The organism is Nocardia gipuzkoensis (assembly GCF_021183645.1).
Classification (GTDB): Bacteria; Actinomycetota; Actinomycetes; order Mycobacteriales; family Mycobacteriaceae; genus Nocardia; species Nocardia abscessus.
In genome coordinates this window covers 1,206,537-1,230,512 of the sequence record NZ_CP089225.1, presented here as the reverse complement: position 1 = coordinate 1,230,512, position 23,976 = coordinate 1,206,537, and the positions used below count along the sequence as shown (strand labels likewise).

The window sequence follows — 23,976 nt, the reverse complement described above, 5'->3', positions numbered from 1 at the left end:
GGCGCGACCTATCCCGCGCGGAGAACGACGATGCCCGGGGTGGACCGGACGTACTCGGCGAAGGGCGAGTCCACCACCTTGTTGTTGCCCGCGAGCGAAGACGCGTTGCGGAAGACCGCGCCCGCGGGGGTCATGACGAAGATGCCGACGTGGGTGACGTCCAGGCCCGGTTGGTCGGTGTAGGCGCCGATGTAGTCGCCGGTGCGAAGCCTGCTCACGACGTCCTGGTCGACCGCGGCACTGGGCACGTAGGTGATGGCGCGATCCACCACGGGCAATCCGGGCAGATGGTCACCGCCGTCGGCTTTCGCGTTGAGGTGCTTGGTCACCGTCACCGCCCCGGGGCTCAGGGTAGCCGTGATGTCGGTGGCCGCGACTCGGGCGGTGTGGGACCAATCGCTGAAGAAGTGTTTGCGCTGGCGGAAATCGACTCGGCCGCCGGCATACCGGGTTTCGATCAGATTCGTCGTGAACTGATCGCGATCGGCCGATCTGCTGAGCGCCTCGACATAGTCGAGATAGGTGAAGCAATCCACCCGGCGGAAGTCGATGACCAGCCGCTCGGGCTCGGTCGCCGACCCGACGAGCATGTTCGCGCCGTACGGCGTACCGAGGAACGGCCGCGACAGCAGCTCGATCAACTCCGCCTTGCTCGCCGATGCGGGCGCCTGTGCACGCACCGAAAGCAATTCGTCGAGCTTGCGCGCGGTGGCGTCGTCGAGGTGCCCGGCCGGTGGCGCGCCGAGCGCCGCGGGCGGTATCGATACGGCGGCGCAGGCGAGGGCCGCCAGGACGAGCAGTACGCGAGCGATGGTGCGCAAGACGCCTCCAGCAGAGGTGATCGGTACACGACAGCGACATCCACGGTAGCGGGCGAAGGACAGCCGGGCTCCACGATGACCTAGCGCTGCCCAAACACCCCTCCTGTTGGACTGGACGCCGGGTCACGTCGCGGTGGCCCGAAGGTCCAATCGAAAGGGTTATCCGACATGACGAGATTCGTTCGAGTCACCATCGCTCTCGGCGGTCTGGCCGCCGTGGGTGCGCTGCTGGTTCCGGCGACCGCCTCCGCGCAGCCGGGCCCGGGCGGGCTGCTCGAGACGACGTGCAGTTTCGCGCAGATCGACGCCGCCGTGCATGCCCAGTTCCCCGATCTGGCAGCAAAACTCGACGCGCACCCCGAACGCAAGGCCAAGCTGGGAGAATTCCTCGGCCTCCCGGTCGACCAGCGCAAGCAACGCGCCAAGGAGTTCCTGGACAAGCACCCAGAGGCGAAGGGCAGGTTCGAGGAGCGGCGCGATTCCCCGCAGGCTCAGCAGCATCGCGAGAAACTGCGCGTCCTCGCCGACACCTGCCACAACTACTGAGCAGGGCACGGGCGAGGTGTCGGACTCGCCCGTGTGGCAGCGGGCGGTAGCCGCGCTACCCTCCGGCGGAGGGGAGTTCGACGGTCACCGCGAGCCCGCCGTCCGGGCGCGCCGCCGCGCGGACCGTGCCGCCGTGGGCCTGCGCTACCGAGCGCACGATCGACAAACCGAGTCCCGCGCCGCGGGCGCCGGAGTCGGCCAGACGCTCGGAGGAGGTCAGTCTGCGAAATGGTTCGAAGAGACCGTCGACTTCGAATGCCGGAATCGGTTGGCCGCTGTTCTCCACCGTGAGTACCGCGCGCCCACCGATCGTCCGGGACCGGATCGTCACCCAGCCGTCCTCAGGAAGGTTGTAGCGCACGGCATTGTCGAGCAGATTGTGGACGAGGCGTTCCAGCAGCAGTCGATCCCCGAGCGCAGGTGCGGGCTGTAGGTCTGCGGTGATGCCTGCGCCCGGTCGATCGGCGAGCGTCCCGACCGCGTCGGCCGCGATCTCGGCGAGGTCGGTGCGGCGATGTTCGGTCAGCCGCTGTTCGCTGGTGGCCAGCACCAGCAGGCCGTCGATCAGCCGTTCGTGGCGGTGGTTGACTTCGAGCAGCGTGGCGCCGAGCCTGCGGGTGGACTCCGGCACGTCCGGGTCTTCCAATGCCACCTCGATCAACGTTCGGTTGATGGTCAGCGGGGTGCGCAGCTCGTGGGAGGCGTTCGCGACGAACCGGCGCTGGCCGTCGAACGCCCGGTCCAGGCGCTCCAGCATCGCGTCGAACGTGTCCGCCAGATCTTTGATCTCGTCCTGCGGACCGTCGAGGGCGATGCGCTCGTGCAGGCTGGTGTCGGCCACCCGTCGTGCGGTCGCGGTGATCCGCTGCAGGGGATGCAGCGCGCGTCCGGCCAGCAACCAGCCGAACCCGCCCGCGGCCATGCCGACGGCGCCCAGGGACACCAGCGACCACATCAGCATGGCGCGCAATGTGTCCCGCCGATTCCGCTGGGCCTGCTCGGTCAGCGCCTTGTACAGGTCCGTGGAGACCGGAGCCCGGTTCCGTTCCGCACGTTCGACGAGATACTCACGTACCACCTGCTGCGCGCCGACGCCGGGCCGTCGCTCCAGGAACTGGTTCAGATAGAAGTACATCAGCGCGATCAGCACCGCGCCGGCCAGGAAGAACGCCGTCGCGTACAGCATGGTGAGCCGCAGCCGGATGGTGCGCCCGCTCATCGGATCCGGTATCCGACGCCGGGCTCGGTCTCGATCACCGGCGGGTCGCCCAGCTTCCGTCGCACGTTCATGATCGTGTACCGCACCACGCCGGTGAACGGGTCGATGTGCTCGTCCCAGGCCTTCTCCAGCAGATGCTCGGCCGAGACCACGCCGCCGTCCGCCCGCAGCAGTTCGGCGAGCACCGCGAACTCCTTGCGCGACAGCGCGACCGGCTCGCCGTCTCTGGACACGGCGAAGCGGTGCGGGTCCAGCCGGATGCCGGACCGTTCCAGCACCGGGGGAGCGGCGCTGCGCGCGCGGCGCCCGAGCGCCTGGATCCGGGCCACCAGCTCGGCGAACGCGAACGGTTTCGTCAAATAGTCGTCCGCGCCCAATCCCAGACCCGCCACCCGTTCGGCCACGGCGCTCGCGGCCGTCAGCATCAGGATCCGAGCGGCGCCGCCGGACTCGACCAGCGTGCCGCACACCGCGTCGCCGGGGACCCCCGGTAGATCTCGGTCGAGCACCACCACGTCGTAGTCGTTGACGCCTGCGCGCTCCAGTGCCGCGCCGCCGTCGTACACCACGTCGACCGCCATGGCGTGGCGGCGCAGCCCGTCGGCGATCGCGTCGGCCAGCAATTTCTCGTCCTCGACCACAAGCACCCGCACCCCGCCATCGTGCCCCCTTCCGCTGTTGGGTGGCTGTTAGTTCAGGTGGCCGGGCAGGTCTTCTGGGTAGGCTCGTGACGACCCGGCGCACCCGACTCCCAGGAGACACGTCATGGCAGGCGACTGGAATGCCCAGATCATCGAGGAATTCCGCGCCAACCAAGGCAAGGTCGGCGGTCCCTTCGCGGGCCGCGAACTACTGCTGCTCACCAGCACCGGCGCCAAATCCGGTCTGCCGCGCACCAATCCGTTGGCCTTCATCCGCGACGGCGCGGACATCGTGGTCATCGCCTCCAAAGCAGGCGCTCCCACCCACCCCGACTGGTTCCACAACGTGCGGGCCAACCCCGAGGTCACGCTCGAAATAGGCACCGAAACGCTCGAGGCGACGGCGACTCCGGTCACCGAGGGGCCGGAGCGCGATCGCCTCTACGCCGCGATGGTCGAGGTCATGCCGGGTTTCGCCGAGTACCAGGAGAAGACCGACCGGGTGATTCCGGTGGTCAAGCTGACCCCGCGCTGACCGAGGCACGGGCGTGCCAGGTGGCCGAACGTCACCCGCTCGGTAGCTGCGCGCACGGCTCGCGCCCGTCAGCCGACTACGCCACGCCCACCGAGGACAGCAGCATGGGCAGGGCGGCGCGCATCTGGATCTTCCAGGCGTCCCAGTTGTGACCTTGATCCGGGACGTACCGCTCGTCCACCCGCGCCCCGAGCTGTTGCAGACGGTCCGCGAAGCGGAAGTTCTGCTCGTAGGCGGCGGACTCCACCGGATCGCCCTTGCCGTAGGAGACGAACAGCGGAATGCCGGTGAGGTCGGCGGCCCGGCTGTACGGGTTGTTGGCGACCCAGATATCGCGGTGGACGGCGTAGTCGCCCCAGACCCGTTTCCAGTCCGCGGCGCAGCCCTGGCCGGGCTTGTCGGGTTCGCCGGGCGCGCCGGAGTCGTGCAGCGGGTCGACGTTGCCGCTGAAGGAAGCGGCCGATCGGAACCAACCCTGGTGCGCCGCGGCGAATTTCATGGCGCCGAGGCCGCCCATGGAATTACCCGCGACGGCGCGTGTCGCATTGGCGCGGTAGCCCGTTTCCAGCAGGGTGCGCACGTCCTCCAGGAGGTAGCTCTCCCATGCGGGTTGACCGCCGCGACCATCGTTGTACCAGTTGGAATAGGCGCTGCACCAGCTCGTTTCGGGCAGCACGAAGATCGCGTCCTTGCCCGCGGTGAGCGCCTCGAGATCGCCCTTGTCGGTCCAGGACTTGTGGTCGTCGAAGCCGCCGTGCAGCACCCACACGGTGGGCCAGGTCCGGGCGGCGTCCTTGGACCAGCCCGGCGGGAGGAGCAGCCGGACCACCTTGACCGACCAGTCCGGGCCCTCGAGGTCGGGCGAGGAGAGCCCGATGTCGAGAATCCGGTCGCTGACCCGGGTCTCCCAGCGCACCGTCGGCGCCGCCTGGGCGGGCTGAACGGACAGGAATGGCACGGTGAGGCCCGCGATGGCGGTGGCGATGGCGAGGGCAATCCGGCTCAGGCGACGCAACGATCGGACCTTTCACTCTGCGGTCGTATCGAAATGTTCACTCTCACAACTGAATCTAGAGCACGGAGGGCTCTGTGAACAGTGCTGTTCGCAAATAATCTCGGCGCAGGCCGCTCTGCTATGCGCCACCAGCATGTTCCTGCCCGGTAGCGCCGAGCCGAGCGGATCAGCCTGCGGTGATTCCGGTGATCAGCGTTTGGTCGGTACCGGTCCGGGTCGTGATGAACTGCGTGAAGGTGTTCGGGTCCTCGTCGGGAAACTGCTGGGTCAACCGGACTTCCCACCGCGCTTGGCCGTCGGGGCCGTCACCGGCCCGGGAGATCTGGACGCAGTACCGGGTGCCCGCCGGCACTTGGTTGATACCGCGCTGGATCTGATCGGCGGGCGCCACCGCCGCGTCGGGGGCGACCACCGCGCGGGCCCGGTATCCCGACCGCTCGGCGTAATAGGCGTACTCGAAGGCGAAGATGGCGTCGGGGCCGCTGCCGGTGCCGCCCGGATCGGTGCCGGAAACGACATCGGCGGTGCGCTTCTGCTCGCATCCCGGCGTCGCGATGGCCCACGGTGGCTTCACCCGGGACGTGGACGTGGAGGGGACCGCGGCGGGTCCGGCCGCGCGTGCGGGCGACGTGACCGCCGCCTTACGCGAATTCGAACCGGAACCGTAGATCATGGCCAGGCCGATCGAGACGGTGGCGACCACGATGGCGAGGACGATCAAGACGGTCAGCGTGCGATTGCCGCGCTGTTGATCCGTGCGCCGCGGATGGCGCACCGGGGTGCCGGGATGGCGACCGGATCGATTGACTATGGCGGGCGCCTTGACAAGGCCGTCCTCGACCCCCGGCGGTTCCGCGGCAACGGGCGCGCTGCGCTGCTGCGCGGCCTGCGGTCGCGGCGCTCGCACGGCCGGTGGCGCGGGATCGAGCCATTGTTCCCACTCGCCGAAGTGCGGCCGGGGACTCTGCCGCTCCGGCTCGCGCGACGGCTCCGCGGCCTCGTACTCCGGCTCGCGGCGCCGGACCTGCTTGCGACGGCCGGGCGAACGACGTCGCTTCGACGGCTTGCTCGCGGGAATGCGCAGCATCGGCAGCCCCGTGTCGAACGGATTGCTCTGGCTCGCGCCCTGACTGGGATGGTCCCGGTCAGGGGGTGTCATCGTCGAATTCGCCCAGCACCGGTACGACCGCTGTCACAGCGGACGGGATGGTCACACCGAGCTGTCCGTCGCGCGGCTTGTGCTCGTGATCGTTGCCGCCGGGCGGCGGAGCGGGCGGCAGCACCATGCCGCCGCTGTGACCGGGCTGACCGGGGTGGTCCGGACGGCTCGCGGGCGCAGGCGGCGTGGAGTCGGCGAACGGCGCGACCGTGGGGGCGGGCCTGCTTTCCGGCTTGGGCACGTCCGGCCGCGCGGCGGGCGCGGAATTGCCGGGCGGGTTCACCGAACCGGGACCGGTGGACGACGGCTTGTGGTCCTGCGATCCGCCGAAGTCGAACAGCTTCGAGGAGTTCTTCGAATCGTCGCCGCCGGTGCCGGAGTTGGTGGTGGAGCCGGGGTTGATCAGTTCCGGGATCGCTTTGTCCGCGGCCGCCGCGACCGTATCGATGCCGTGGATGCCGACCTCGGCGATCTTGTCGATGATGTGCGTGCCGATGTCGACGCCCGCGTTGATGGCCGTGGTGCCGAGTTGCACGCCCGCGGAGATCAGCGCCTGCTGCAGCTGGAGCTGGGCGGCCAGCGCCGGGTCCATGGGCTGCGTGGTGGCGGGCGTAGTGGTGCCCGGTACGACTTGCTGGGTGCCGCCGGGGTAGGGCCCGGTGCCGCTGGGGTGGGGCCCGGTGCCGCCGGAGTGGGTGGCCTGACCTTGGCTGACACTGACACCGGACGGGCTGGTGACCGTGAGCGGCCCCATCTCATCGAGTTTCCTGGTGTGATCGTCCATTTCGGTGCGCGCGGCCGTCACGGTGGTGAGCGCGTCGCGCAGCGCCAGGCTGGCGCGGGCGATGACGGCGTCGGTCTCCGGCGCCGAACTCGCGTTGTCCAGGATCTCCCGCGCGTCGCGGCGGAAGTCCGCGATGATCTGGTCGACCCGCCGTGCCGCGCGCCCGGACGTGGCGTGCGCGTCGGCGAGGACGGACAGATAGGCGGGCCCCCGATCGGAAATGTCGCCGATCTGGGTCTGCGTGGTGCGCAGCGCGGGCACCGCGTTGTCGGCGGCGCGGGAGGTCCAGGTCGACTCCAGCGCGTACAAGCCTTCGCGGTGCGGACCTTCGGTATCGGCCACCTGTGTGGACGCGGCCGCGAGCGCGCCGGTCGCAGCCGCGCTCGGCACGCCGACACCGGTGCCGAGCGAGGACCGCAAGGTCAGCAGTGGGCGCACCAGCGCGGCGATGATCGGCGGATCGGCGCCCGGTTCGGTGCTCTGCGGCCGGGTGGCCTCGGCGGCGGGCTGGGTGGCGTGCGCGCGTTTGCGCAGTCCCATCAGGCTTCTCATGCCAGTGCCTCCCCGGAGCGGGTGATCGCGGCGGCCGTCGCGGCGTCCACATCCTGGGCGTCCTCGCTGTAACCGCGCAGCACCTGGCCGTAGGCACCGACCAACTGCCCCGCGGTCGACAACGCTTCCGCGTGTTCGGATACGGCGGCGGAGAAACGCGCCGCGAATTCCGCGCCGACGAGCCCGAGATCGGCGGCCAGCCGATCCGGATCCACCGCGCCGGAGGCGACCGTGGCCGCCGACGCCAATTGTTTCGACACCGCGTCCGCTATCGCGGTGTAGGCGGCCACCGCCGCCGGGTCGAGCCTGAGCGTGTCCACTGTTCCCCTCCCGGATCCCAGTCTGTCGCTGCCGCGCCAAGATTCACCGCCAAGCGTACTGTGCCGGAGGGCTGCTATGCGCCCGATCCTCGGTGGTCTGTTCCCCGCGACCGCCGCCCGCGGCGTCCGGGCCGCCCACCGCGATCTCTGCCGGATCCGTCCGAGAGCGCGGACGTGGCGTCGCGCGGTGGGCCGACCTCCCTGTTCACGAGCCCTCCTCGACGGCCCCCACCTGAGCGGATGCCCACGTATCGAGATTGTTATGCGAAACAACAAATTAGCTGTTGTGCCCTGTGTCACAGTCGAATATGTTGCTGTGAACAACATTCGCTCCACTCCGACCGGCCCCGGGACTTCCCGGGGCCGGTGATGAAAGGCCCACTCATGCGTAAGGGCATGTTCAGCGCCGCGGCGCTGTCGTTCGCGCTGCTCGCCGCCACGCTCACCGCGTGCGGCGACGACTCCGCGGAATCCGGCGGCGGAACCCAGATCGGCGTGATCCTCCCGGACAGCAAGACCTCCGCACGCTGGGAGACCGCGGACCGCAAGTATCTGCAGCAGGCTTTCGAAGCCGCGGGCGTCAAGGCGGATATCCAGAACGCGCAGGGCGACAAGAACGCCTTCCAGACCATCGCTGACCAGATGATCACCAACGGCGCCGCGGTGCTGGTGATGACGAACCTGGACAGCGGCACCGGCAAAGCCGTTATCCAGAAGGCGAAAGCGCAGGGGGTCACGGTGATCGACTACGACCGGCTCACCCTCGGCGGCGGCGCCCAGTACTACGTCTCCTTCGACAACGTGAAGGTCGGCAGCCTGCTCGGGGAGGGCGTCGCGCAGTGCCTGACCGACCGCAATGCCGCGCGCCCGGTGGTCGCGTACCTGAACGGCGGGCCGACCGACAACAACGCCACCCTGCTGAAGACCGGTTACGACGGAGTGCTGAAGCCCCGGTTCGACGCCGGACAATACGTCAAGGGGCCTGATCAGGCTGTCCCGGAGTGGGACAACACCAAAGCGGGCACGATCTTCGAGCAGATGCTCACCGGCCGGCCGGACATCGGCGGCGTCGTCGCGGCCAACGACGGATTGGCCAACGCCGCGATCGCGGTGCTGAAGAAGCAGAAGCTCAACGGTCAGGTACCGGTCAGCGGGCAGGACGCCACGGTGCAGGGCCTGCAGAACGTGCTGGCGGGCGACCAGTGCATGACCGTCTACAAGGCGATCCAGAAGGAGGCGGAGGCGACCGCGAAACTCGCGGTGGCGCTGGTGAAGGGGGAACAGGGCACGACCAACGGCGCGGTGCGCGATCCGGAGTCGAATGCCGACGTGCCGTCGGTGCTGCTGGAGCCGAAGGCGATCTACCCGCGCGACGTCAAGGATGTGGTCGCCGACGGGTATGTCACCAATGCCGAGTTGTGCACCGGCGAGTTCGCGAAACTCTGCGCGGACAACGGGATCTGATATCGCACGCCCCTTCCGCAGTTCGATGAGGGGATTGCGGAGGGGGCTCCATTCCTGCTCGAGGAGTTACCCCATGTCCGAACTGCCGGTCATAGAATTACGCGGAGTCCAAAAGAGCTTCGGCCCCGTTCACGTCCTGCACGAGGTCGCCTTCAGCGCCTATCCCGGCGAGGTCACCGCCCTCGTCGGCGACAACGGCGCGGGCAAGTCCACGCTGGTCAAATGCATCGGCGGCACCCATCCGATCGACGCGGGCGAGTTCCTCTTCGAAGGCTCGCCGGTACAGGTGCACAGCCCGCGCGACGCGGCCGCGCTCGGCATCGAGATCGTCTACCAGGATCTCGCGCTCTGCGACAACCTGGACATCGTCCAGAACATGTTTCTCGGCCGGGAGCGCAGGCGCGGTCTCGTGCTCGACGAATACACGATGGAGGAACTGGCCGGAAAGACGCTGGCCGGCCTGTCGGTACGCACCGTCAAGTCGGTCCGGCAGCAGGTTTCGAGCCTGTCCGGCGGTCAGCGCCAGACGGTGGCCATCGCGAAAGCCGTGCTGTGGAACAGCAAGGTGGTGATCCTCGACGAGCCGACGGCCGCGCTGGGCGTCGCACAGACCCAGCAGGTGCTCGAACTGGTCCGCAGGCTCGCCGACCAGGGTCTGGCGGTGGTGCTGATCTCGCACAACATGAACGACGTCTTCGCGGTGTCCGACCGGATCGCCGCGCTCTACCTCGGCCGGATGGCGGCTCAGGTCCGCACCTCCGACGTGACGCACGCGCAGGTGGTCGAACTGATCACGGCGGGCCGCAGTGGCGCGCTCGGTCTCGAGACGAGCGGAGTCGCCCGATGACCGCGGTGGCGACCCAGCGGCGCCCGGCGGCGGCGCCGGTGACCGACCTGGTGAGCGACTACGTCGGCCGGGTGCGCGGTGGCGACATGGGGGCGCTGCCGTCGGTGATCGCGCTGGTCGTGCTCTCGGCGATCTTCTGGGCGGCGCGCCCGGTCTTCATGTCCGAGGCCAATTTCGCCAATCTGTTCACCCAGGGCGCGGCGATCGCGGTGATCGCGATGGGACTGATCTTCGTGCTGCTGCTGGGCGAGATCGACCTGTCGGCCGGATTCACCAGCGGCGTCTGCGCGGCCGTGCTCGCCGTACTGCTCACCGACAAAGGGTGGCCCTGGTATCTCGCGGTGCTGGTCGCGCTGCTCACCGGTGTGGCGATCGGACTCGTGATCGGCACGGTCGTGGTGAAGATCGGGATACCGTCGTTCGTGGTGACGCTGGCGGCGTTCCTCGCGTTGCAGGGCGTCGCACTGAAGATCATGGACAACGGCCGCAACATCTCCATCCGCGACGAGACGATCGTCGCGATCGCGAACAAGAACGTCCCGCCTGCGATCGGCTGGGCGCTGTACGCGATGCTGGTCGCCGGGTTCGCGCTCGTCCAGTACCGGAAATTGCGGGCCCGCAGCAAACTCGGGCTCACCGGCACGACGGCGCGCACCGTCGTGGTGCGTGTGGCGCTGCTGGCGTTCGTGGCGGGTGCTGCGGTGCTGGTGCTCAACGGCGAGCGCAGCCGCAATCCGGCGTTGCACTCGCTGGCGGGGATGCCCATCGTGGTGCCGCTGATCGTGGCCCTGTTGCTGCTGTGGACGTTCGTGCTGGACCGCACCGCGTTCGGCAGGCACATCTACGCGGTCGGTGGCAACGCCGAGGCCGCCCGGCGGGCCGGCATCGCGGTGGATCGCGTGAAAATCACCGCCTTCGTGCTGTGTTCGACGATGGCGGCGGTGGGCGGGCTGATCGCCGCCTCGCGCGCGAACTCCGTCGATCCGAACACCGGCGGCAGCGACGTGCTGCTCACGGCGGTCGGCGCGGCGGTGATCGGCGGCACCAGCCTGTTCGGCGGCCGCGGGCGGATGCTGGACGCGGTGCTCGGCGCCGCGGTGGTCGCGGTGATCAACAACGGGATGGGGCTGATGGGCTACAGCGCCGGTACGAAATTCGTTGTGACAGGATTTGTGCTGCTCTTGGCCGCCGGAGTGGACGCGCTCTCGCGTAAGCGTGCGCTCCTGCATCGATGAAACCCAGCCCCGTGACGAAAGCCCGGTGAATGCGAGCAGCACCTTCTCCCGAGGAGATCCGCACGCGCAATCTCGCCGCGCTGCTGCGGAACGTCCACCGTGACGGGGCAATGTCGCGCGCCACGCTCGCCGAGCGAATGGGATTGAACCGCAGCACGATCCTCGCGCTCACCACGGACCTGGCCGCGGCGGGCTTGGTGAGTGAGGAACTGCCCGGCCAGACCGGACGGGCAGGCAGGCCATCGCTGGTGGTGCGCCCGCGGGCGGAACGGGTGTACGTCGTCGCGCTGGATGTCAGCGCGGACCGCCTCGCCGCCGCTCGGGTCGGGTTGGGCGGCTCGGTGCTCGATCGCACCGAGAGCACCCGTCCCCGCGGCGCGTTCGACCCCGGCGATGTGATCGCCGCGCTGGTGACCATGGCGCGGGCGATGATCGCCGCGGCCGCGCCGGACGCCGTGTGCGTCGGCGTCGGCGTCGCGTTCTGCGGCATGGTCCGCGAGGAGGACGGCGTGGTGCGGTACGGGCCGAACCTCGGCTGGGTGGACGTCGCCTTCGGCGCCGCGATGACCAGGGAACTCGATCTCGGCCTGCGGGTCGCGGTCGGCAACAACGCCAACCTCGGCGCGCTGGCCGAGCGGGAACGCGGCGTCGGCGTCGGCTTGGCCAATCTGATCTACCTGCACGGTGACGTCGGCATCGGCGGCGGAATCATCGTCAACGGCGAGTTGCTCGGCGGGGAAGGCGGTTACGGCGGAGAAGTCGGGCACATGATCGTTCATCCGGGTGGGCGGCCCTGCGCCTGCGGTTCCCGGGGCTGCCTCGAGGCCGAAGCGGGCGAACTCGGGTTGATCGCGGCGGCGGGCCGTAGCGATCCCCCTGGGCAGGCGGCGGTCGACGCGATCGTCGATGCCGCCGCCCGCGGCGACACGACAGCACGGGACGCGCTGCGCCAGGTCGGCGAATGGCTCGGATACGGCGTCGCCAATCTGGTGAACGTCTTCAATCCGTCGGTGGTGGTGTTCGGCGGCGTGTTGCGGGAGATCTATCTGGCGTCGGCGGCGCAGGTGCGCAGCCGGCTTGCTGTGCACGGCCTGCAAGCCGTTCGCGAACGGGTTCGCTTGCGCACCAGCGCACTCGGCGGCGACGCGACCCTGATCGGCGCCGCGGAACTGGCCTTCACCGATGTGCTCACCGATCCGTTGCAGACGTTGTCCCGCACGTCCGCCGCGCGCGCCTGACGGGCAGGTGCGGACGCGACCGGCGTTATACGGCGCCTGCCGCGCTGAACTGCGACAGGTGTGTGGCGAGCAGCCGGACCCGCACCCGTTGTTCGTCGGTGGTTTCCTCGGGGTGATGGATCTCGATGCTCAGTCGGTCGTCGAAGGTGCTGATGATGATGGTGCCGCTCGGCTGCTGCAGCCGGTGCCCGGTCTTGTCCGGTTTGCCGAGCATGATCGAGCGGAAGTCGGTGATGCGCAGGTCGTCCGGAACCCGCGGTCTGCGCACGCGTCCCCAGTTGGTGGCGAGCACGATTCCCGGTGCGCGCGGCGGAGGGCCCGCGGCGATCTCGGGGATGTGCAGCGGGGTCTGCTGCACGACGCCCGCGTCCACTCCGGCGCGCAGCGTGTCGCTGATGCCGCGAGCCAGCTCCACGAGCGACGTGCCGGTCCGCGGTGCCGGGACGAAGTTCGCGAAGCCGAGTACGTTGGTGCCTTCTGTCGCCGCGATCGGCGGCGTCACCCGGGTGCGCAGGTCGACCGAGTAGGTGTAGGCCAGGTCGGCCAGGGGCAGCCTGCGCAGCTCGGCCTCGGTGAGCATGATCGCGGCGGAGGCGAGGCCGTTGATCGTGGTGTTCTCCCGATGCCCCAGTTCGACCAACGCGGCGGTCTGCTCGCGGGTCAGCCTGCACCGTGCCGTGCGGGGCAGAAGGTAGTCGGGATCGTCCGGGCCGGAATACATCTGGGCGACGCCCATCGGGCGGTGCGGCATCACGGGTGGGTCGGTCTTGCGCACGCCGCGCTCGCGGAGCAGGTCTTCCACCGAGCGTGGGAAGCCGTGCGGCTCCAGTTCGGGCGGGCGGCCACGGACGAGGTCGGTGTAACACGACCACAGCTCGTCGAACACCGCCAGCGAATGATAGGCATCCGCGACACTGTGGTGGGTCACCAAGGTGACACCGGCGGCGGCGCCGTCGCGGACCACGCACAGCGAGCCGAGCGCTCTGCGCTGATCCAGCCGTGCGCCGGTGAGCAACCGCTCGGGATCGCCCTCGGCGACGGTCATCTCCGCTGCGGCGTCCGGGGATTCGAGCAGGAGGTGCCCGCCGTGGCCGTCCGGCTCCAGATGGGCGCCGAGGATCGGGCGGGAGCGAACCACGGCTTCGAACGCCGCCGACAGCGCGGCGAGATCCAACCGGCCGTCGACCCGGATCGAATAGCCGACGAGGACTTCGCTGTTGGCGAAGATCGCCTCGCTCGGTGCCAGCGGACGGATGACGGTTGCTGCGGTCATGTCGCTTCCTCCACCTGAGCCTGTCCCAGAGGCTAGTCCGAAGCCCGGACGCGCCAGGCTCTTTCGGCAGCATCATCTGTGTCCTGTATCGGGAGATGGAGGACCGCTGTTTCGCGTCGTTGCCACAACGACACCTTGCCTGGACCAGACGCCCCGGCGGGGAGCCCAGCGTTAGCTGCCACGCGTCTAGAGTGATACTCTAGAGCCCTGCTCTAGAGGAGGCTGGAATGACCGAACTCGTCACCTACCGGCTCGACGCCGGGGTCGCCACGATCACGCTGGACGACGGCAAGGCGAATGTGATGTCGGAAACCATGATCGGAGCCATCGCCGCCGCCCTGGATCGAGCCGAGGCCGACCGGGCCGTCGTCCTGCTGACCGGCCGCCCTCGCATGTTCTCCGCCGGCTACGACCTGGCGACGTTCTCCCGTTCCGCCGACGACATCCGCCGCACCCTGCGTGCCGGAGGCAACTTGGTCCATCGGCTGCTCGGGTTCCCCTATCCCGTCGTCGCGGCGTGCCCAGGGCACGCGATCGCCCAGGGCGCGTTCACCCTGCTGGCCACAGACGTGCGGTTCGGCGTCGCGGGGGACTTCAAATACGGTCTCAACGAGGTCGCGATCGGACTGACCATCCCGCATTACGGCGTGGAGGCGGCGCGGCATCGGCTCACCGCACCGGGCTTCGACCGGGCGGCCGACACCGGTGTCCTGGTCGGTCCCGAGGAAGCCAGGGAACTGGGCTTCCTCGACGTGCTCGCCGCCGACGCCGACGATCTGCGCGAGCGTGCGACCGCCGAGGCGCAGCGTTTGACCGGCATAGACTTCGCCGCGCATACCGGCACGAAGTTGCGGGTACGTGCCCAGGTGCTCGCCGCGGTGCGGTCCGGCATCGACGCCGAATTCGGGGCGTAGCCGCTCGTGCGCACCCGCGAGCGGATCCTGGCCGAAGCGACCGAACAGCTGCTGGCCAAAGGCTATCCGGCGTTCACGGTGGCGGGCGTGCGCGATCGGCTCGGTTTGTCCAGCGGCAGCATGTTCCACGCGTTCGGTTCGAAGGCCGAACTGGCGGCCGCCGTCTACGTCGCCGGGATGCTCGACTATCAGCGCGCGGTGCTGGACCGCCTCGACGCGCCCGGCATCGACGCCGAGCAGGCGATCCGCGCGATGCTCGCGGCCCATCTGGGCTGGGTGGAGGACCATCGTGAACTCGCCCGGTTCCTGTTCGCCACGCTTCCGGACGAGGTTGCGCGCAGTGCGGAGCCCGAACTGGCACAGCACAATCGAACCTTCTTCGGCGCGCTGGAGCGCCGCTACCGTGAGCTGCTCGCAACCGCGGACGTGGGCGGCGACGGCTATCCGGTGGCCCATGCGATCTGCGTTGGACCGGCGCAGGAGTACTGCAGGCAATGGGTGCGCGGACGCGTTTCGGCGCCGCCGCGCACACTGACGGCGACCTTCCAGGATGCCGCGCTCGCCGCGCTCGCCACGCTGATTCGCCGACCGCTCGCCGGGACTCAGGTCGCGGATACCTGAAGCTGGGTCGTCGCAGCGTGTTTCGACATCGGTGCGACGAACTCGTGGTCCTGGAGCGGTTCGACAGCCGGTCGAGCGGTCCCCGATCCGCGAGGTCGACGCTCGGACGAGTGGTCGATCACACCGGAGCGGCAGGATCGGATTCGGCGAATACCGGACTCGGGACCGCGCGGAGCCCGGGTGGGTACAACCGGACTCGGGACTGCGCGGGGGCCCGGGCGCGGAGTCCCGAGTAACGGTGCTGGGTCGATGCCCGTGCCGGTTGCGGATCTGCGATGGGTGATCAACAGTGGTTGTCGAGTTACGGTGCGGCGACGGGAGGCCACCATGGACCGTGCGGACGTCGTTGTCGTCGGTGCGGGATATGCCGGGCTGTGCGCGGCGCGGACCTTGCGGGCGTCCGGCCGGGATGTCGTCGTCCTGGAGGCGAGCGATCGCGTCGGCGGTCGCACCCTGGCCGCGCGCGTCGGCGACGGATGGGCAGTCGATCTCGGCGGCCAGTGGATCTCGGGTGCGCACACGCGATTCGCCGCGCTGGCCGAGGAGTACGGCGCGGCGATGTACGCACCGCCGGAGGGGATCGACCTGCTCGTCGAGGGAGTGGTCCGGCGACCGTTCATCGGAGCGCGGCCGCCACTGCCCGCGCTGGTCCTGGTCGTGCTCGCCCAGGCCATGTGGCGGCTGGAACGCATGGCCGCCCGGATCGACCTCGCGCGCCCGTGGACCACGCCGGGCGCGGATCGGCTGGACGCGATGACCGCGGCGACCTGGCTGCGCCGGAATGTGCCGGAGCGGCGCGCGCGGAACCTGGCCGAGGTGATGATCGGCGAGGAGCTGTGCGTAGACGTCGGCAGCATCTCGATGCTCGGTTTGCTGACCACGATCCGCTCGGCGGGCGGTGTCGAGGCCGGGATCACCGCCGAGACGGTCACCCGCCTGTTCGTGGACGGCGCCGACGGGCCTGCGCTGGCCATCGCCGCGGAACTCGGGGACGCGGTGCGTCTCGGCGCACCGGTCACGAGTATCCGTCAGCGGGCGGACGGCGTCCGGGTGAGCGCGGCATCCGGTGACGTGCGCGCCGAGCACGTGATCGTGGCGGTGCCGCCCACCCTCGCCGGACGCATCGCCTACGATCCGCCGCTGCCCGCCGCGCGCGACCAATTGACCCAGCGCATGCCGATGGGCTCGGTCCTGAAAGCCTTCGCGGTCTACGAGCGCCCCTTCTGGCGCGACGACCGGCTCACCGGCCAGGCGCTGAACCTGCACGATCCGGTACCGGTGACCTTCGACGCCACCCGTCCCGGCGGTCCCGGCGTGCTCGGCGCGCTGGTGCCCGGCCGGGCGGCGCAGCGGCTGGCCGCGCTTCCCGCGAGCGAGCGGCGCGCCATGATCGTCGGCTCGCTCGTGCGCGCCTTCGGCCACGCCGCCCGCGAGCCGTTGGAGTGGCACGAAAAGGTCTGGGCCGACGACCCGTACACGCGTGGCGGCTACGGCGCCTTCTTCCCGCCGGGCGTGTTGACCACCCTCGGTTCGGCCTTGCGCCATCCGGTCGGCGCGATCCACTGGGCAGGAAGCGAAACCGCCATGGAGTGGTCGGGCTACATCGAGGGAGCGATCCGATCGGGCGAGCGCGCGGCCGCCGAGGTGCTCGCGGCGGACCGATCCGCGGCCACCGCGTGATTGCCGACGGGTCGCCATAACGCTGGCTCCGGCCGAGCCGAGGGATCACAATGGAAAGGTGTTCCAGCGGATCGTGGTGGGTTACGACGACTCACCCGGCGCCAGAGCCGCCTTGACGATGGCGCTCGACTTGGCGACGGTGCATCACTCCGCGCTCACGGTGGTGGCGGTCGAAGAGTATCTGCCGCACTACGGCCCGGTGGTCGGCGAGATCGAGGACGAACGCTCGATCGGCGAGCAGACCTGCCGCCGGTGGCTCGGCGCCGCCACGGAATCCGCACAACAGCGCGGCATCGCGGTGCAGCCTGAGATTCGCGCGGGCCAAGCGGCGAAGGAGTTGGCCACGGCCGCCGCCGAGCACCAAGCCGACCTGCTGGTTCTCGGCCGCAGCGGGCATTCGGGCATCTGGGGCCGGTTCATGGGCAGCACCGCGGAGAAGGCCGCACGGCACGCAGGCTGTTCGGTATTGGTCGCGCACGACGGCGACGGACCGCCCGAAGGCCGGTGAGGCGCCGCGTCGTGACGGCGGTGGCGCCGCGCCGGGCCGGTCGTGTTAGAGATGTGCGTGGCCGGTGAACTGACCGAGGAGCCGATTCACACCGCCGAGCGCGCCGGAAGCCGCGCGCGATGGCGGGAATTCCGGCGCTCCCAAGGTGTGGTGCTGGTGGTCGTCGCCGCGGGTGGCGCGCTGGGCGCGCTGGCCCGCTACGGTCTGGCCCAAGGGTTGCCCGGCCGGGCCGGACACATCCCGTGGGCCACCTTCGTCACCAATGTCTCGGGCTGCTTCGCGATCGGCGTACTCATGGTGGCGGTGACCGAGATCTGGACGGCACACCGGTTGCTGCGCCCGTTCCTCGGCGTGGGCGTGCTGGGCGGATTCACCACTTTCTCCACATATGTCAACGAGATCCGCGAGCTCATGCGTCCGGAGACGATCGTCGCCGCGGCCTGCTATCTGGCGGGCACCCTGATCTGCGCTCTGCTCGCGACGCTCGCGGCGATGTGGCTCACCAGGGCGGGTTACGAGCGCGCGCGAAGGAGGACGAAATGACCGTGCTGCTGGTTCTTTCGGGCGGCGCGATCGGCGCGCCGCTGCGGTATCTGATCGACCGGGCGGTGCAGAATCGCCGCGACAGCCTGTTCCCCTGGGGCACGTTCCTGGTCAACCTGATCGGCTGCCTGATCCTCGGCGCGCTCAGCGGAGCGGGGACCGCGCTGGCCGCGCCGCTGTTCGCGCTGCTCGGCACCGGATTCTGCGGAGCCCTGACCACCTACAGCACCTTCGGCTACGAGACGGTGCGATTGACCGAGCGGGGCGCCTACTTCTTCGCGGCGCTGAACGTGATCGTCAGTGTCTGTGCGGGACTGGTCGCCACGGTGTCCACCTACGCCGCGGTGCACGCCCTGTTCGGCTGACCAGGCCGGTTTCGCCGAACCGATATGGGACGTGATCCAGTTCACTCGGCCGGCCTACCGCGAGCCGGTCAGGGTCGGCTAAGCTCTGGGTCGACAGATGCAAATATGCGCATACATTTCGGTGACGGGAAGGGCTGGACCGATGGGACACGAACATGGTCACGCGCACGGACACGGAGTGTCCGGTGAGGCCGACCGCAGATGGCTGACCATCGCGCTGGCCCTCATCGTCGGATTCATGTCGGTCGAGGTCGTGATCGGCGTGCTGGCGAACTCGCTGGCCCTGCTGTCGGATGCGGCGCACATGCTCACCGACGCCGCGTCCATTGTGCTCGCGCTCATCGCGATCCGGCTGGCGGCACGGCCCGCGAACGGCAAGTACACCTACGGCTACAAGCGCGCCGAGATCCTCTCGGCGCAGGCCAACGGCGTCACGCTGCTCGTGCTGGCGGGCTGGCTCACCTATGAGGCCGTGCGCCGCCTGCTCGAGCCACCCGAGGTCACCGGTGGTCTCGTGCTGGTGACCGCGCTGGCCGGCATCGTGGTCAATATCGCGGCTACCTGGGCCATCAGCAAGGCCAACCGCTCCAGCCTCAACGTGGAGGGCGCGTTCCAGCACGTGCTCAACGACCTGTACGGGTTCATCGCCACCGCCGTTGCCGGGCTCGTCGTGCTGACCACCGGCTTCGCCAGGGCGGATGCCATCGCCACGCTGATCGTGGTGGCGCTGATGGTCAAGGCGGGGCTCGGGCTGGTGCGCGAATCCGGCCGGATCTTCCTGGAGGCGGCGCCCGCCGGGGTCGACCCGGACGCGCTCGGGCGCAGGTTGGTGGACATCGAGGGTGTCGACGAGGTGCACGATCTGCACGTCTGGCAGATCACCTCCGGCGACATCGCCCTTTCGGCGCACGTGCTGGTCCGCGCGGGCGCGGACTGCCACGGGCTGCGCCAGCGGATCGAGCAGGTGCTCGACCACGACTACGGCATCACCCACACCACGCTGCAGGTCGACCACACCCACGCGGTCGACGCCGCGCCGGCCGCGGACGTGCAGCGCCTGCTGCTGCCGGTGCTGGAGGACCACTGCGACGACGCGCACGGCCCGGTGCACCGCGACCGTCCGTCGTCCGCGGCGGGTATCGGCGCGCCCTGATCTACCGGGCGCCACGCGCGTGCACGATGCCGGGCGGGATGTCGCGCAGCACCGGAAGGCGCTCGAAGAGGGGAAGGCTCACCGCGAGAGGACCGCGGGAAGGGCCGAAGGACGACACCGTCACCTCTGCCACCCGAGGGCTCCATTCGCGCAGCAGCCGCGCCGCGCGGCTGCGCTCGACTCCCCACGGCATCGGCGGCGCGGTGTAGTGCGGCGTTTTGCGGAAGCCCCGCATGGTCTTGCGAGAGAACCACGGCGGGATGATGTCGAACATCAGCTGCACACCGGGCAGCCGGTCGAAGATCGTGGTGCACAGGCGCCGTACTTCGTCGGGCTCGAAGTACATGAACAGGCCCTGCGCCGTGACGAAGACTCCGCGTCCGGCGTCGATCTCATCGAGCCAGGCCGGGTCGAGCGCGCTGATCGGCAGATGACGACAGCGCTCGCTCGGCGGCAGGAACCGCTCCCGCAGCGCGATGCCCTCGGGCACGTCCACGCACACCCACCGCACTTGTCCGTCGTCGCACCGCTGGAATTGGGTTTCCAGCCCCGACGCGAGTTCGACGACGGTGCCGCCGGGATGCGCGGCCAGCCAGGGACGCAGCGTCTGGTCGAAACGCAGCGACCGCACCGCGTGCGTGCCGTCGGGTGCGCCGAAGGCCCGCGCGTAGTCGTAGTCGAGCGCGTCGAAGATCTGGACGCAGTCCGGGTCGCGCAAGATGCCGTCCGCCCGTTTCGCTTCCGACGCCCGGTTGTAGAGCGTCCACAGCATGGTCTCCGGGACTCCTGCCAATTCGACGTCGGCGCCCATGATTTCGTCCTCTCCGGCCCTCGGCCGTGTCCGCTCGCGATACTCGAACCAAGCAAACTTAGCCTAACCTAATTCGGGCCGGGTGAGTCAGCGATCGAGGCGCGGGAACGGCTGCTCGCACTCGATCAGGTAGGCCAGCTCCAGCAGGGTGCGCTCGTTGCCGCGCGTAGCGGCGAACTGGACTCCGATCGGGAGCCCACCCTCGGTCAGGCCGGCCGGAACGGTGATCGCCGGCGTTCCGGTGATGTTGTTGATCGGGGTGAAACAGACGTAGGCGCGCAGGCGGTCGATCAGCTCCTCGAACGGCACCGCCGGGCTGAGATGGCCGAGTTGCGGCGTGGTGTGACCGAGCGTCGGCAGCAGCAGCGCATCGTAGGGTCTGAGCGCCCGCTCGTACGTGGCCGCCGCTGCCCGCAGCCGGTAGAGCGTGAGCGGCGCGTGCAGGGCACGGCGCAGGAAGAGCGCACGGAGGCCGACGGTCAGATCGTCCACCCGGCGCGCGTCGAACCGGCGGTCGAGAAATCTTCCCGTCGTGCTGATCGCGGCCGCGAGCAGACCCCAGTAGTGCAGGAACGCGGTTTCGATCGCCGCGTCGAACGGCAGGGGCACCGGCTCGACCGAATGGCCGCTGGATTCCAGGACGTGCGCGACCCGTTCGACGGCTGCCCGCGTCGGACCGTCGGCGAGCGGCCCCGCGAGGTTGTCGAGCACGAGCGCTATCCGCATTCGCCGGGTCGACGGTCCCTCGACGCGGCCGATCGGCTTCAGCGCGGGATTGCGCCAGTAGCGTTCGGCCGCCTCGGCATAGACCGCCGTGTCGCGCACCGTTCTGGTCAGCACTCCTTCACTGACGATGTCGACCGGCAGCGCGCGGGCCAGCCCGGAGACCACGTGCCGTCCCCGCGTCGGCTTCAGGCCGACCAGCCCGGCGCAGGCGGCCGGAATCCGGATCGATCCGCCGCCGTCGTTGCCGTGCGCGATCGGGACGACGCCCGCCGCCACCAGCGCGGCCGCCCCGCCCGACGAGCCGCCCACCGAATAGCCGGTGTGCCACGGGTTGCGGGTGGGCGCGGCGTGCGGCGGCTCGGTGCTGGCGTTGAAGCCGAACTCGGGCATGGCGCTCTTGCCGAGGACGGTGAGGCCGGTGCTGAGGAACTGCCGGGTGTAGCCGCTGTGCGCGCGGGCGGGTCTCGCGCGGAACGCGGCCGTGCCCTGGTTGGTCGGCATGCCCGCCACGTCCGTGTTGTCCTTGACGAAACTGGGCACGCCGTAGAACGTGCCGGTCCGCTCGGCGGGCAGCAGTGGATTCGCATAGCTCGGGTAGGCGACGGCCGCCAGCCGCTCGACCTGCTGGGCGCGCGCCACGGCGGCGGCGGTGAGTTCGTGTGGTGCAACCGCCCCGTCGCGCACCAACTCGGCCAGGCGGACGGCGTCGTGATCAGCGAGCGCGTCGTCGGCGAAGGCGTGGACGCGCGGGGGTAGCGGTATTTGAGCGTCGGCGGTCATCTCCCGAATCTAATGTGTGCACCAGGCAGTTCGTCCAGACCAGAAAGGACAGCAGGTGGCCGCGACATACCCGGATCCGGTGCCACCGAAGGGTCGGGTGGGCTCGCTGTTGTTCGCCCTGCCACCCGCGGGGCGGCGGTGGAGTGTGGCGCTGCGCGCTGCCGTGGCGTTCGCCGCACCCGCCGCGATCCTCACCGCTCTCGGCCGTCCGGACACGGCGGTGTTCGTCATGTTCGGCGCGTTCGCCGTGCTCTACGGCGAGGGACGGCCGTTCCGGGTGCGCGGCTGGGTCGTCCTCGCGGCCGGCCTGGCCCTGCTGGCCGCCTGCGCGGTCGGCGCGGTGGTCGGCGCCGTGCTGGACACCGGACTCGGTGCGTCCCTGCTCTTGGTGATCGTGGTGTCCGCGATCGCGGTGGTGGCCGTCTTCGTCATCGACGCGCTGCGGCTGGGGCCGCCGGGTGCGCTGTTCTTCGCGCTGGTCTGCGCGGGCGCGATGAAAGCCGTCGAGTCCGGGGCCGCGGTGGCGACGCTGTTGGTCAGTACGGCATGCGGTGTCGTCGCGTCGATCATCGTTTCGATGGCCGGGGTGCTGCGTGACCGCCGCAAACCCGAACGCACGGTGGTCGAGGCCGCGGTGCGCGCGGTGGACGCCTACGTGGCGGCACGGGAAGCGGGGACGCCCGCCATCGAGCTGCGCCACCGGGCAGGTGCCGCGATGGCGGACGCGTGGGCCGCGGTCTACGACGCCGGTCCGCCCTCGGACCCCGGGGAGGCCGCGCTGCTGGCCACCCTGCAGGACGCGCGGCGCAGGCTCGCCGGGCACGCTCCCGCCGACGACGACACCGAAGATCTGCTGGTCGATCCCTTGGTCTCGTTCGCCCGCCCTGGTATCGGCTTCCGGCTGGGGCGTTCGCTGTCGTTGTCCTCGCACGCGGCGATCAGCTCGATACGCGTTGCCGCGGGTTGCCTGGGCGCGGGTGCGCTGAGCGCGCTGCTCGGTCTGGAGCGGCCGCACTGGGCGGTGCTCAGTGCCCTGATCGTGTTGCAGACGGGGCCGGACCGGGTGCGCGGGCAGGTGCGTGCCATCCACCGGTTCGTCGGCACGATCGCGGGCCTCGGACTGTTCGCGCTCATCTACCAGCTCGGGCCGACCGGGTACGCGCTGATCGTTCTGATCGCCGCGTTGCAGTTCTGCATCGAGCTGTTCGTGCCGCGCAACTACGCCCTGGCCGTCGTCTTCATCACGCCGGTCGCGCTGATCGCGGGCGGGGTCGCCACCACGGGCGGGCCGATCGGACCGGTGATCCGGGACCGGCTGCTCGAGACCGTGCTCGGTGTCGCCGTCGCCGTGCTCGCGCTGCACGGCGTGGCGCCGCGCGGGCACCGGCGTACCTTCCACTGGTTGGAACACCGGGTGCGCACCGCCGCCCGTGACCTGCTCGACCGGCTGCGCCGCAAGCCGATGGACGCCGAAGCCTGGGTGCTGGTCCAGCACTTGCAATTCGAGCTGGTCGGCGTGGTCCGCAGCGGCATCGACTCGGCGGCCGACGACCCCGACTGGACCCGCGAATACTGGCCGGAGCACACGGCCGTCGCACACTACGGCCACGATTTGCTCGCGGCCTGCTGGGTGCTGGTACCCGGCCAGTGGCTGGCGGGCGTGGACGGCTGGGCGGCCCGGCTCGCCGCGGCTCGGTCCGGCCCGGACGCGACGGCCGGGCCGCCTGCTAGCGTTCGGCGCATGCACGACAGCGTGACGGTTCGGATGGCCGCCCCCGCCGACAAGATCTGGGCACTGGTCAGCGACATCGAGAACACCGGGCGGTTCAGCCCGGAGACATTCGCGGCGGAGTGGCTGGGCGGCGCGACCGGTCCCGCGGTGGGTGTGAAATTCCGCGGTCATGTCAACCGCAACGGGTGGGGGCTGAAATACGCGACGGTGTGCCGGATCATCGCCTGCGAGCCCGGCCGCGAGTTCGCGTTCACCGTGCTCGGCCCGCGCGGCATCCCGATCAACACGTGGCGCTATGTTCTCGAGCCGGTCGACGGCGGCACCGACGTCACCGAGTCCTTCCAGCTGCACGACAACCCCGTGCTGCGGCTGTACTGGTTGTTCGCCGGATGGACGCGCAACAAGACCAATGTCGAGGGGATGCGCGAGACGCTGAACCGGATCAAGGCCGTCGTCGAATAATCCCGGTTCACAGCCGCCGGACCCGGGCGGTG

Annotated in this window: 24 protein-coding genes and 1 pseudogene; 15 read left to right on the top strand and 10 right to left on the bottom strand. The window is 69.8% G+C overall.

The features are described from left to right. Window positions 1-8: 8 nt before the first annotated feature. Window positions 9-821 (bottom strand): DUF1460 domain-containing protein, encoded by an 813-nt coding sequence (locus LTT66_RS05680; RefSeq protein ID WP_233064871.1) that lies wholly within the window; start codon window positions 819-821, stop codon window positions 9-11. A gap of 168 nt (window positions 822-989) precedes the next feature. Between LTT66_RS05680 and LTT66_RS05675 the strand changes: the two genes are divergently transcribed. Continuing rightward, entirely contained in the window at window positions 990-1,367 is a 378-nt protein-coding gene (locus tag LTT66_RS05675; protein ID WP_233064868.1) for a hemophore-related protein, read from the top strand. A 55-nt stretch (window positions 1,368-1,422) separates the two neighbouring features. Here LTT66_RS05675 and LTT66_RS05670 read toward each other — a convergent pair whose 3' ends face one another. Together LTT66_RS05670 and LTT66_RS05665 are read right to left on the bottom strand one after the other, a co-directional pair. Further along, window positions 1,423-2,586, bottom strand: a complete 1,164-nt coding sequence (locus tag LTT66_RS05670; protein ID WP_233064865.1) for a sensor histidine kinase — start codon at window positions 2,584-2,586, stop codon at window positions 1,423-1,425. Continuing rightward, window positions 2,583-3,239: a response regulator transcription factor gene (locus LTT66_RS05665; protein WP_233064863.1), complete on the bottom strand. Its 657-nt coding sequence runs from the start codon at window positions 3,237-3,239 to the stop codon at window positions 2,583-2,585. Before LTT66_RS05665 ends, LTT66_RS05670 begins: the two co-directional genes overlap by 4 nt. Before the next feature lie 112 nt (window positions 3,240-3,351). On the opposite strand from LTT66_RS05665, the gene LTT66_RS05660 reads away from it, so the two are divergent. After that, window positions 3,352-3,762, top strand: a complete 411-nt coding sequence (locus tag LTT66_RS05660; RefSeq protein ID WP_195065604.1) for a nitroreductase family deazaflavin-dependent oxidoreductase — start codon at window positions 3,352-3,354, stop codon at window positions 3,760-3,762. A gap of 76 nt (window positions 3,763-3,838) precedes the next feature. Here LTT66_RS05660 and LTT66_RS05655 read toward each other — a convergent pair whose 3' ends face one another. The 4 genes from LTT66_RS05655 to LTT66_RS05640 form a co-directional block, all read right to left on the bottom strand. Continuing rightward, a complete protein-coding gene (locus LTT66_RS05655) occupies window positions 3,839-4,777 on the bottom strand; it encodes an alpha/beta hydrolase (protein ID WP_233064854.1) in 939 nt (312 codons plus the stop codon). A gap of 166 nt (window positions 4,778-4,943) precedes the next feature. Further along, the gene (locus LTT66_RS05650; protein WP_233064844.1) at window positions 4,944-5,936 is read right to left on the bottom strand and encodes a hypothetical protein; all 993 of its coding nucleotides are present in this window, start codon (window positions 5,934-5,936) and stop codon (window positions 4,944-4,946) included. Then, a complete protein-coding gene (locus LTT66_RS05645) occupies window positions 5,923-7,272 on the bottom strand; it encodes a hypothetical protein (protein ID WP_233064841.1) in 1,350 nt (449 codons plus the stop codon). The genes LTT66_RS05650 and LTT66_RS05645 overlap by 14 nt, the downstream gene beginning before the upstream one ends. Next, window positions 7,269-7,592 carry a hypothetical protein gene (locus LTT66_RS05640; protein ID WP_181719947.1) on the bottom strand — a complete coding sequence of 108 codons (324 nt, stop codon included), beginning with the start codon at window positions 7,590-7,592 and terminating at the stop codon, window positions 7,269-7,271. The genes LTT66_RS05645 and LTT66_RS05640 overlap by 4 nt, the downstream gene beginning before the upstream one ends. Before the next feature lie 369 nt (window positions 7,593-7,961). Between LTT66_RS05640 and LTT66_RS05635 the strand changes: the two genes are divergently transcribed. The 4 genes from LTT66_RS05635 (at window position 7,962) to LTT66_RS05620 (ending at window position 12,376) form a co-directional block, all read left to right on the top strand. Further along, window positions 7,962-9,056 carry a sugar ABC transporter substrate-binding protein gene (locus LTT66_RS05635; RefSeq protein WP_233064839.1) on the top strand — a complete coding sequence of 365 codons (1,095 nt, stop codon included), beginning with the start codon at window positions 7,962-7,964 and terminating at the stop codon, window positions 9,054-9,056. 73 nt (window positions 9,057-9,129) lie between these two features. Continuing rightward, the gene (locus LTT66_RS05630) at window positions 9,130-9,903 is read left to right on the top strand and encodes an ATP-binding cassette domain-containing protein (protein ID WP_043688337.1); all 774 of its coding nucleotides are present in this window, start codon (window positions 9,130-9,132) and stop codon (window positions 9,901-9,903) included. Continuing rightward, window positions 9,900-11,138, top strand: coding sequence for a sugar ABC transporter permease (locus tag LTT66_RS05625; RefSeq protein ID WP_233064837.1), 1,239 nt, complete (start codon window positions 9,900-9,902; stop codon window positions 11,136-11,138). Before LTT66_RS05630 ends, LTT66_RS05625 begins: the two co-directional genes overlap by 4 nt. Before the next feature lie 29 nt (window positions 11,139-11,167). After that, the gene (locus LTT66_RS05620; RefSeq protein WP_233064833.1) at window positions 11,168-12,376 is read left to right on the top strand and encodes an ROK family transcriptional regulator; all 1,209 of its coding nucleotides are present in this window, start codon (window positions 11,168-11,170) and stop codon (window positions 12,374-12,376) included. Window positions 12,377-12,401: 25 nt separating this feature from the next. Here LTT66_RS05620 and LTT66_RS05615 read toward each other — a convergent pair whose 3' ends face one another. After that, entirely contained in the window at window positions 12,402-13,649 is a 1,248-nt protein-coding gene (locus LTT66_RS05615) for a phthiocerol/phthiodiolone dimycocerosyl transferase family protein (RefSeq protein ID WP_233064832.1), read from the bottom strand. A 227-nt stretch (window positions 13,650-13,876) separates the two neighbouring features. Between LTT66_RS05615 and LTT66_RS05610 the strand changes: the two genes are divergently transcribed. From LTT66_RS05610 to LTT66_RS05580, 7 genes are all read left to right on the top strand, one after another. Then, window positions 13,877-14,563 carry a crotonase/enoyl-CoA hydratase family protein gene (locus tag LTT66_RS05610; RefSeq protein ID WP_233064830.1) on the top strand — a complete coding sequence of 229 codons (687 nt, stop codon included), beginning with the start codon at window positions 13,877-13,879 and terminating at the stop codon, window positions 14,561-14,563. A gap of 6 nt (window positions 14,564-14,569) precedes the next feature. Then, the gene (locus LTT66_RS05605) at window positions 14,570-15,184 is read left to right on the top strand and encodes a TetR/AcrR family transcriptional regulator (RefSeq protein ID WP_233064825.1); all 615 of its coding nucleotides are present in this window, start codon (window positions 14,570-14,572) and stop codon (window positions 15,182-15,184) included. Window positions 15,185-15,511: 327 nt separating this feature from the next. Beyond that, the gene (locus LTT66_RS05600) at window positions 15,512-16,864 is read left to right on the top strand and encodes a flavin monoamine oxidase family protein (RefSeq protein WP_233064823.1); all 1,353 of its coding nucleotides are present in this window, start codon (window positions 15,512-15,514) and stop codon (window positions 16,862-16,864) included. Between the two features lie 58 nt (window positions 16,865-16,922). Further along, the gene (locus tag LTT66_RS05595) at window positions 16,923-17,372 is read left to right on the top strand and encodes a universal stress protein (RefSeq protein WP_181719940.1); all 450 of its coding nucleotides are present in this window, start codon (window positions 16,923-16,925) and stop codon (window positions 17,370-17,372) included. Between the two features lie 57 nt (window positions 17,373-17,429). Further along, complete coding sequence (locus LTT66_RS05590; RefSeq protein WP_332909667.1) at window positions 17,430-17,915, top strand: fluoride efflux transporter FluC; 486 nt, start codon at window positions 17,430-17,432, stop codon at window positions 17,913-17,915. Continuing rightward, window positions 17,912-18,280 carry a fluoride efflux transporter CrcB gene (gene crcB / locus LTT66_RS05585; RefSeq protein ID WP_233064822.1) on the top strand — a complete coding sequence of 123 codons (369 nt, stop codon included), beginning with the start codon at window positions 17,912-17,914 and terminating at the stop codon, window positions 18,278-18,280. The genes LTT66_RS05590 and crcB overlap by 4 nt, the downstream gene beginning before the upstream one ends. Before the next feature lie 142 nt (window positions 18,281-18,422). After that, entirely contained in the window at window positions 18,423-19,433 is a 1,011-nt protein-coding gene (locus LTT66_RS05580; RefSeq protein ID WP_233064820.1) for a cation diffusion facilitator family transporter, read from the top strand. Between the two features lies 1 nt (window position 19,434). Here the strand turns inward: LTT66_RS05580 and LTT66_RS05575 are convergent, their stop codons facing one another. Further along, the gene (locus LTT66_RS05575) at window positions 19,435-20,244 is read right to left on the bottom strand and encodes a class I SAM-dependent methyltransferase (RefSeq protein ID WP_233064819.1); all 810 of its coding nucleotides are present in this window, start codon (window positions 20,242-20,244) and stop codon (window positions 19,435-19,437) included. Between the two features lie 87 nt (window positions 20,245-20,331). Further along, a complete protein-coding gene (locus LTT66_RS05570) occupies window positions 20,332-21,750 on the bottom strand; it encodes an amidase (protein WP_233064817.1) in 1,419 nt (472 codons plus the stop codon). Between the two features lie 229 nt (window positions 21,751-21,979). Here LTT66_RS05570 and LTT66_RS37210 point away from each other — a divergent pair. Both LTT66_RS37210 and LTT66_RS37205 read left to right on the top strand, forming a co-directional pair. Beyond that, window positions 21,980-23,044: pseudogene (locus LTT66_RS37210) on the top strand (FUSC family protein); the annotation flags it as partial. Window positions 23,045-23,491: 447 nt separating this feature from the next. Then, window positions 23,492-23,944, top strand: coding sequence for an SRPBCC family protein (locus LTT66_RS37205; RefSeq protein WP_181720018.1), 453 nt, complete (start codon window positions 23,492-23,494; stop codon window positions 23,942-23,944). Window positions 23,945-23,976: the final 32 nt, after the last annotated feature.

Excerpts from the sequence above, each read along its gene's own strand:
- LTT66_RS05600 (WP_233064823.1), top strand. The coding sequence starts at position 15,512 with ATGGACCGTGCGGACGTCGTTGTCGTCGGTGCGGGATATGCCGGGCTG.
- LTT66_RS05660 (WP_195065604.1), top strand. The coding sequence starts at position 3,352 with ATGGCAGGCGACTGGAATGCCCAGATCATCGAGGAATTCCGCGCCAAC.
- LTT66_RS05610 (WP_233064830.1), top strand. The coding sequence starts at position 13,877 with ATGACCGAACTCGTCACCTACCGGCTCGACGCCGGGGTCGCCACGATC.
- LTT66_RS05570 (WP_233064817.1), bottom strand. The coding sequence starts at position 21,750 with ATGACCGCCGACGCTCAAATACCGCTACCCCCGCGCGTCCACGCCTTC.
- LTT66_RS05575 (WP_233064819.1), bottom strand. The coding sequence starts at position 20,244 with ATGGGCGCCGACGTCGAATTGGCAGGAGTCCCGGAGACCATGCTGTGG.
- LTT66_RS05615 (WP_233064832.1), bottom strand. The coding sequence starts at position 13,649 with ATGACCGCAGCAACCGTCATCCGTCCGCTGGCACCGAGCGAGGCGATC.
- LTT66_RS05580 (WP_233064820.1), top strand. The coding sequence starts at position 18,423 with ATGGGACACGAACATGGTCACGCGCACGGACACGGAGTGTCCGGTGAG.
- LTT66_RS05635 (WP_233064839.1), top strand. The coding sequence starts at position 7,962 with ATGAAAGGCCCACTCATGCGTAAGGGCATGTTCAGCGCCGCGGCGCTG.
- LTT66_RS05670 (WP_233064865.1), bottom strand. The coding sequence starts at position 2,586 with ATGAGCGGGCGCACCATCCGGCTGCGGCTCACCATGCTGTACGCGACG.
- LTT66_RS05630 (WP_043688337.1), top strand. The coding sequence starts at position 9,130 with ATGTCCGAACTGCCGGTCATAGAATTACGCGGAGTCCAAAAGAGCTTC.
- LTT66_RS37205 (WP_181720018.1), top strand. The coding sequence starts at position 23,492 with ATGCACGACAGCGTGACGGTTCGGATGGCCGCCCCCGCCGACAAGATC.
- LTT66_RS05625 (WP_233064837.1), top strand. The coding sequence starts at position 9,900 with ATGACCGCGGTGGCGACCCAGCGGCGCCCGGCGGCGGCGCCGGTGACC.
- crcB (WP_233064822.1), top strand. The coding sequence starts at position 17,912 with ATGACCGTGCTGCTGGTTCTTTCGGGCGGCGCGATCGGCGCGCCGCTG.
- LTT66_RS05650 (WP_233064844.1), bottom strand. The coding sequence starts at position 5,936 with ATGACACCCCCTGACCGGGACCATCCCAGTCAGGGCGCGAGCCAGAGC.
- LTT66_RS05620 (WP_233064833.1), top strand. The coding sequence starts at position 11,168 with ATGCGAGCAGCACCTTCTCCCGAGGAGATCCGCACGCGCAATCTCGCC.
- LTT66_RS05675 (WP_233064868.1), top strand. The coding sequence starts at position 990 with ATGACGAGATTCGTTCGAGTCACCATCGCTCTCGGCGGTCTGGCCGCC.
- LTT66_RS05645 (WP_233064841.1), bottom strand. The coding sequence starts at position 7,272 with ATGAGAAGCCTGATGGGACTGCGCAAACGCGCGCACGCCACCCAGCCC.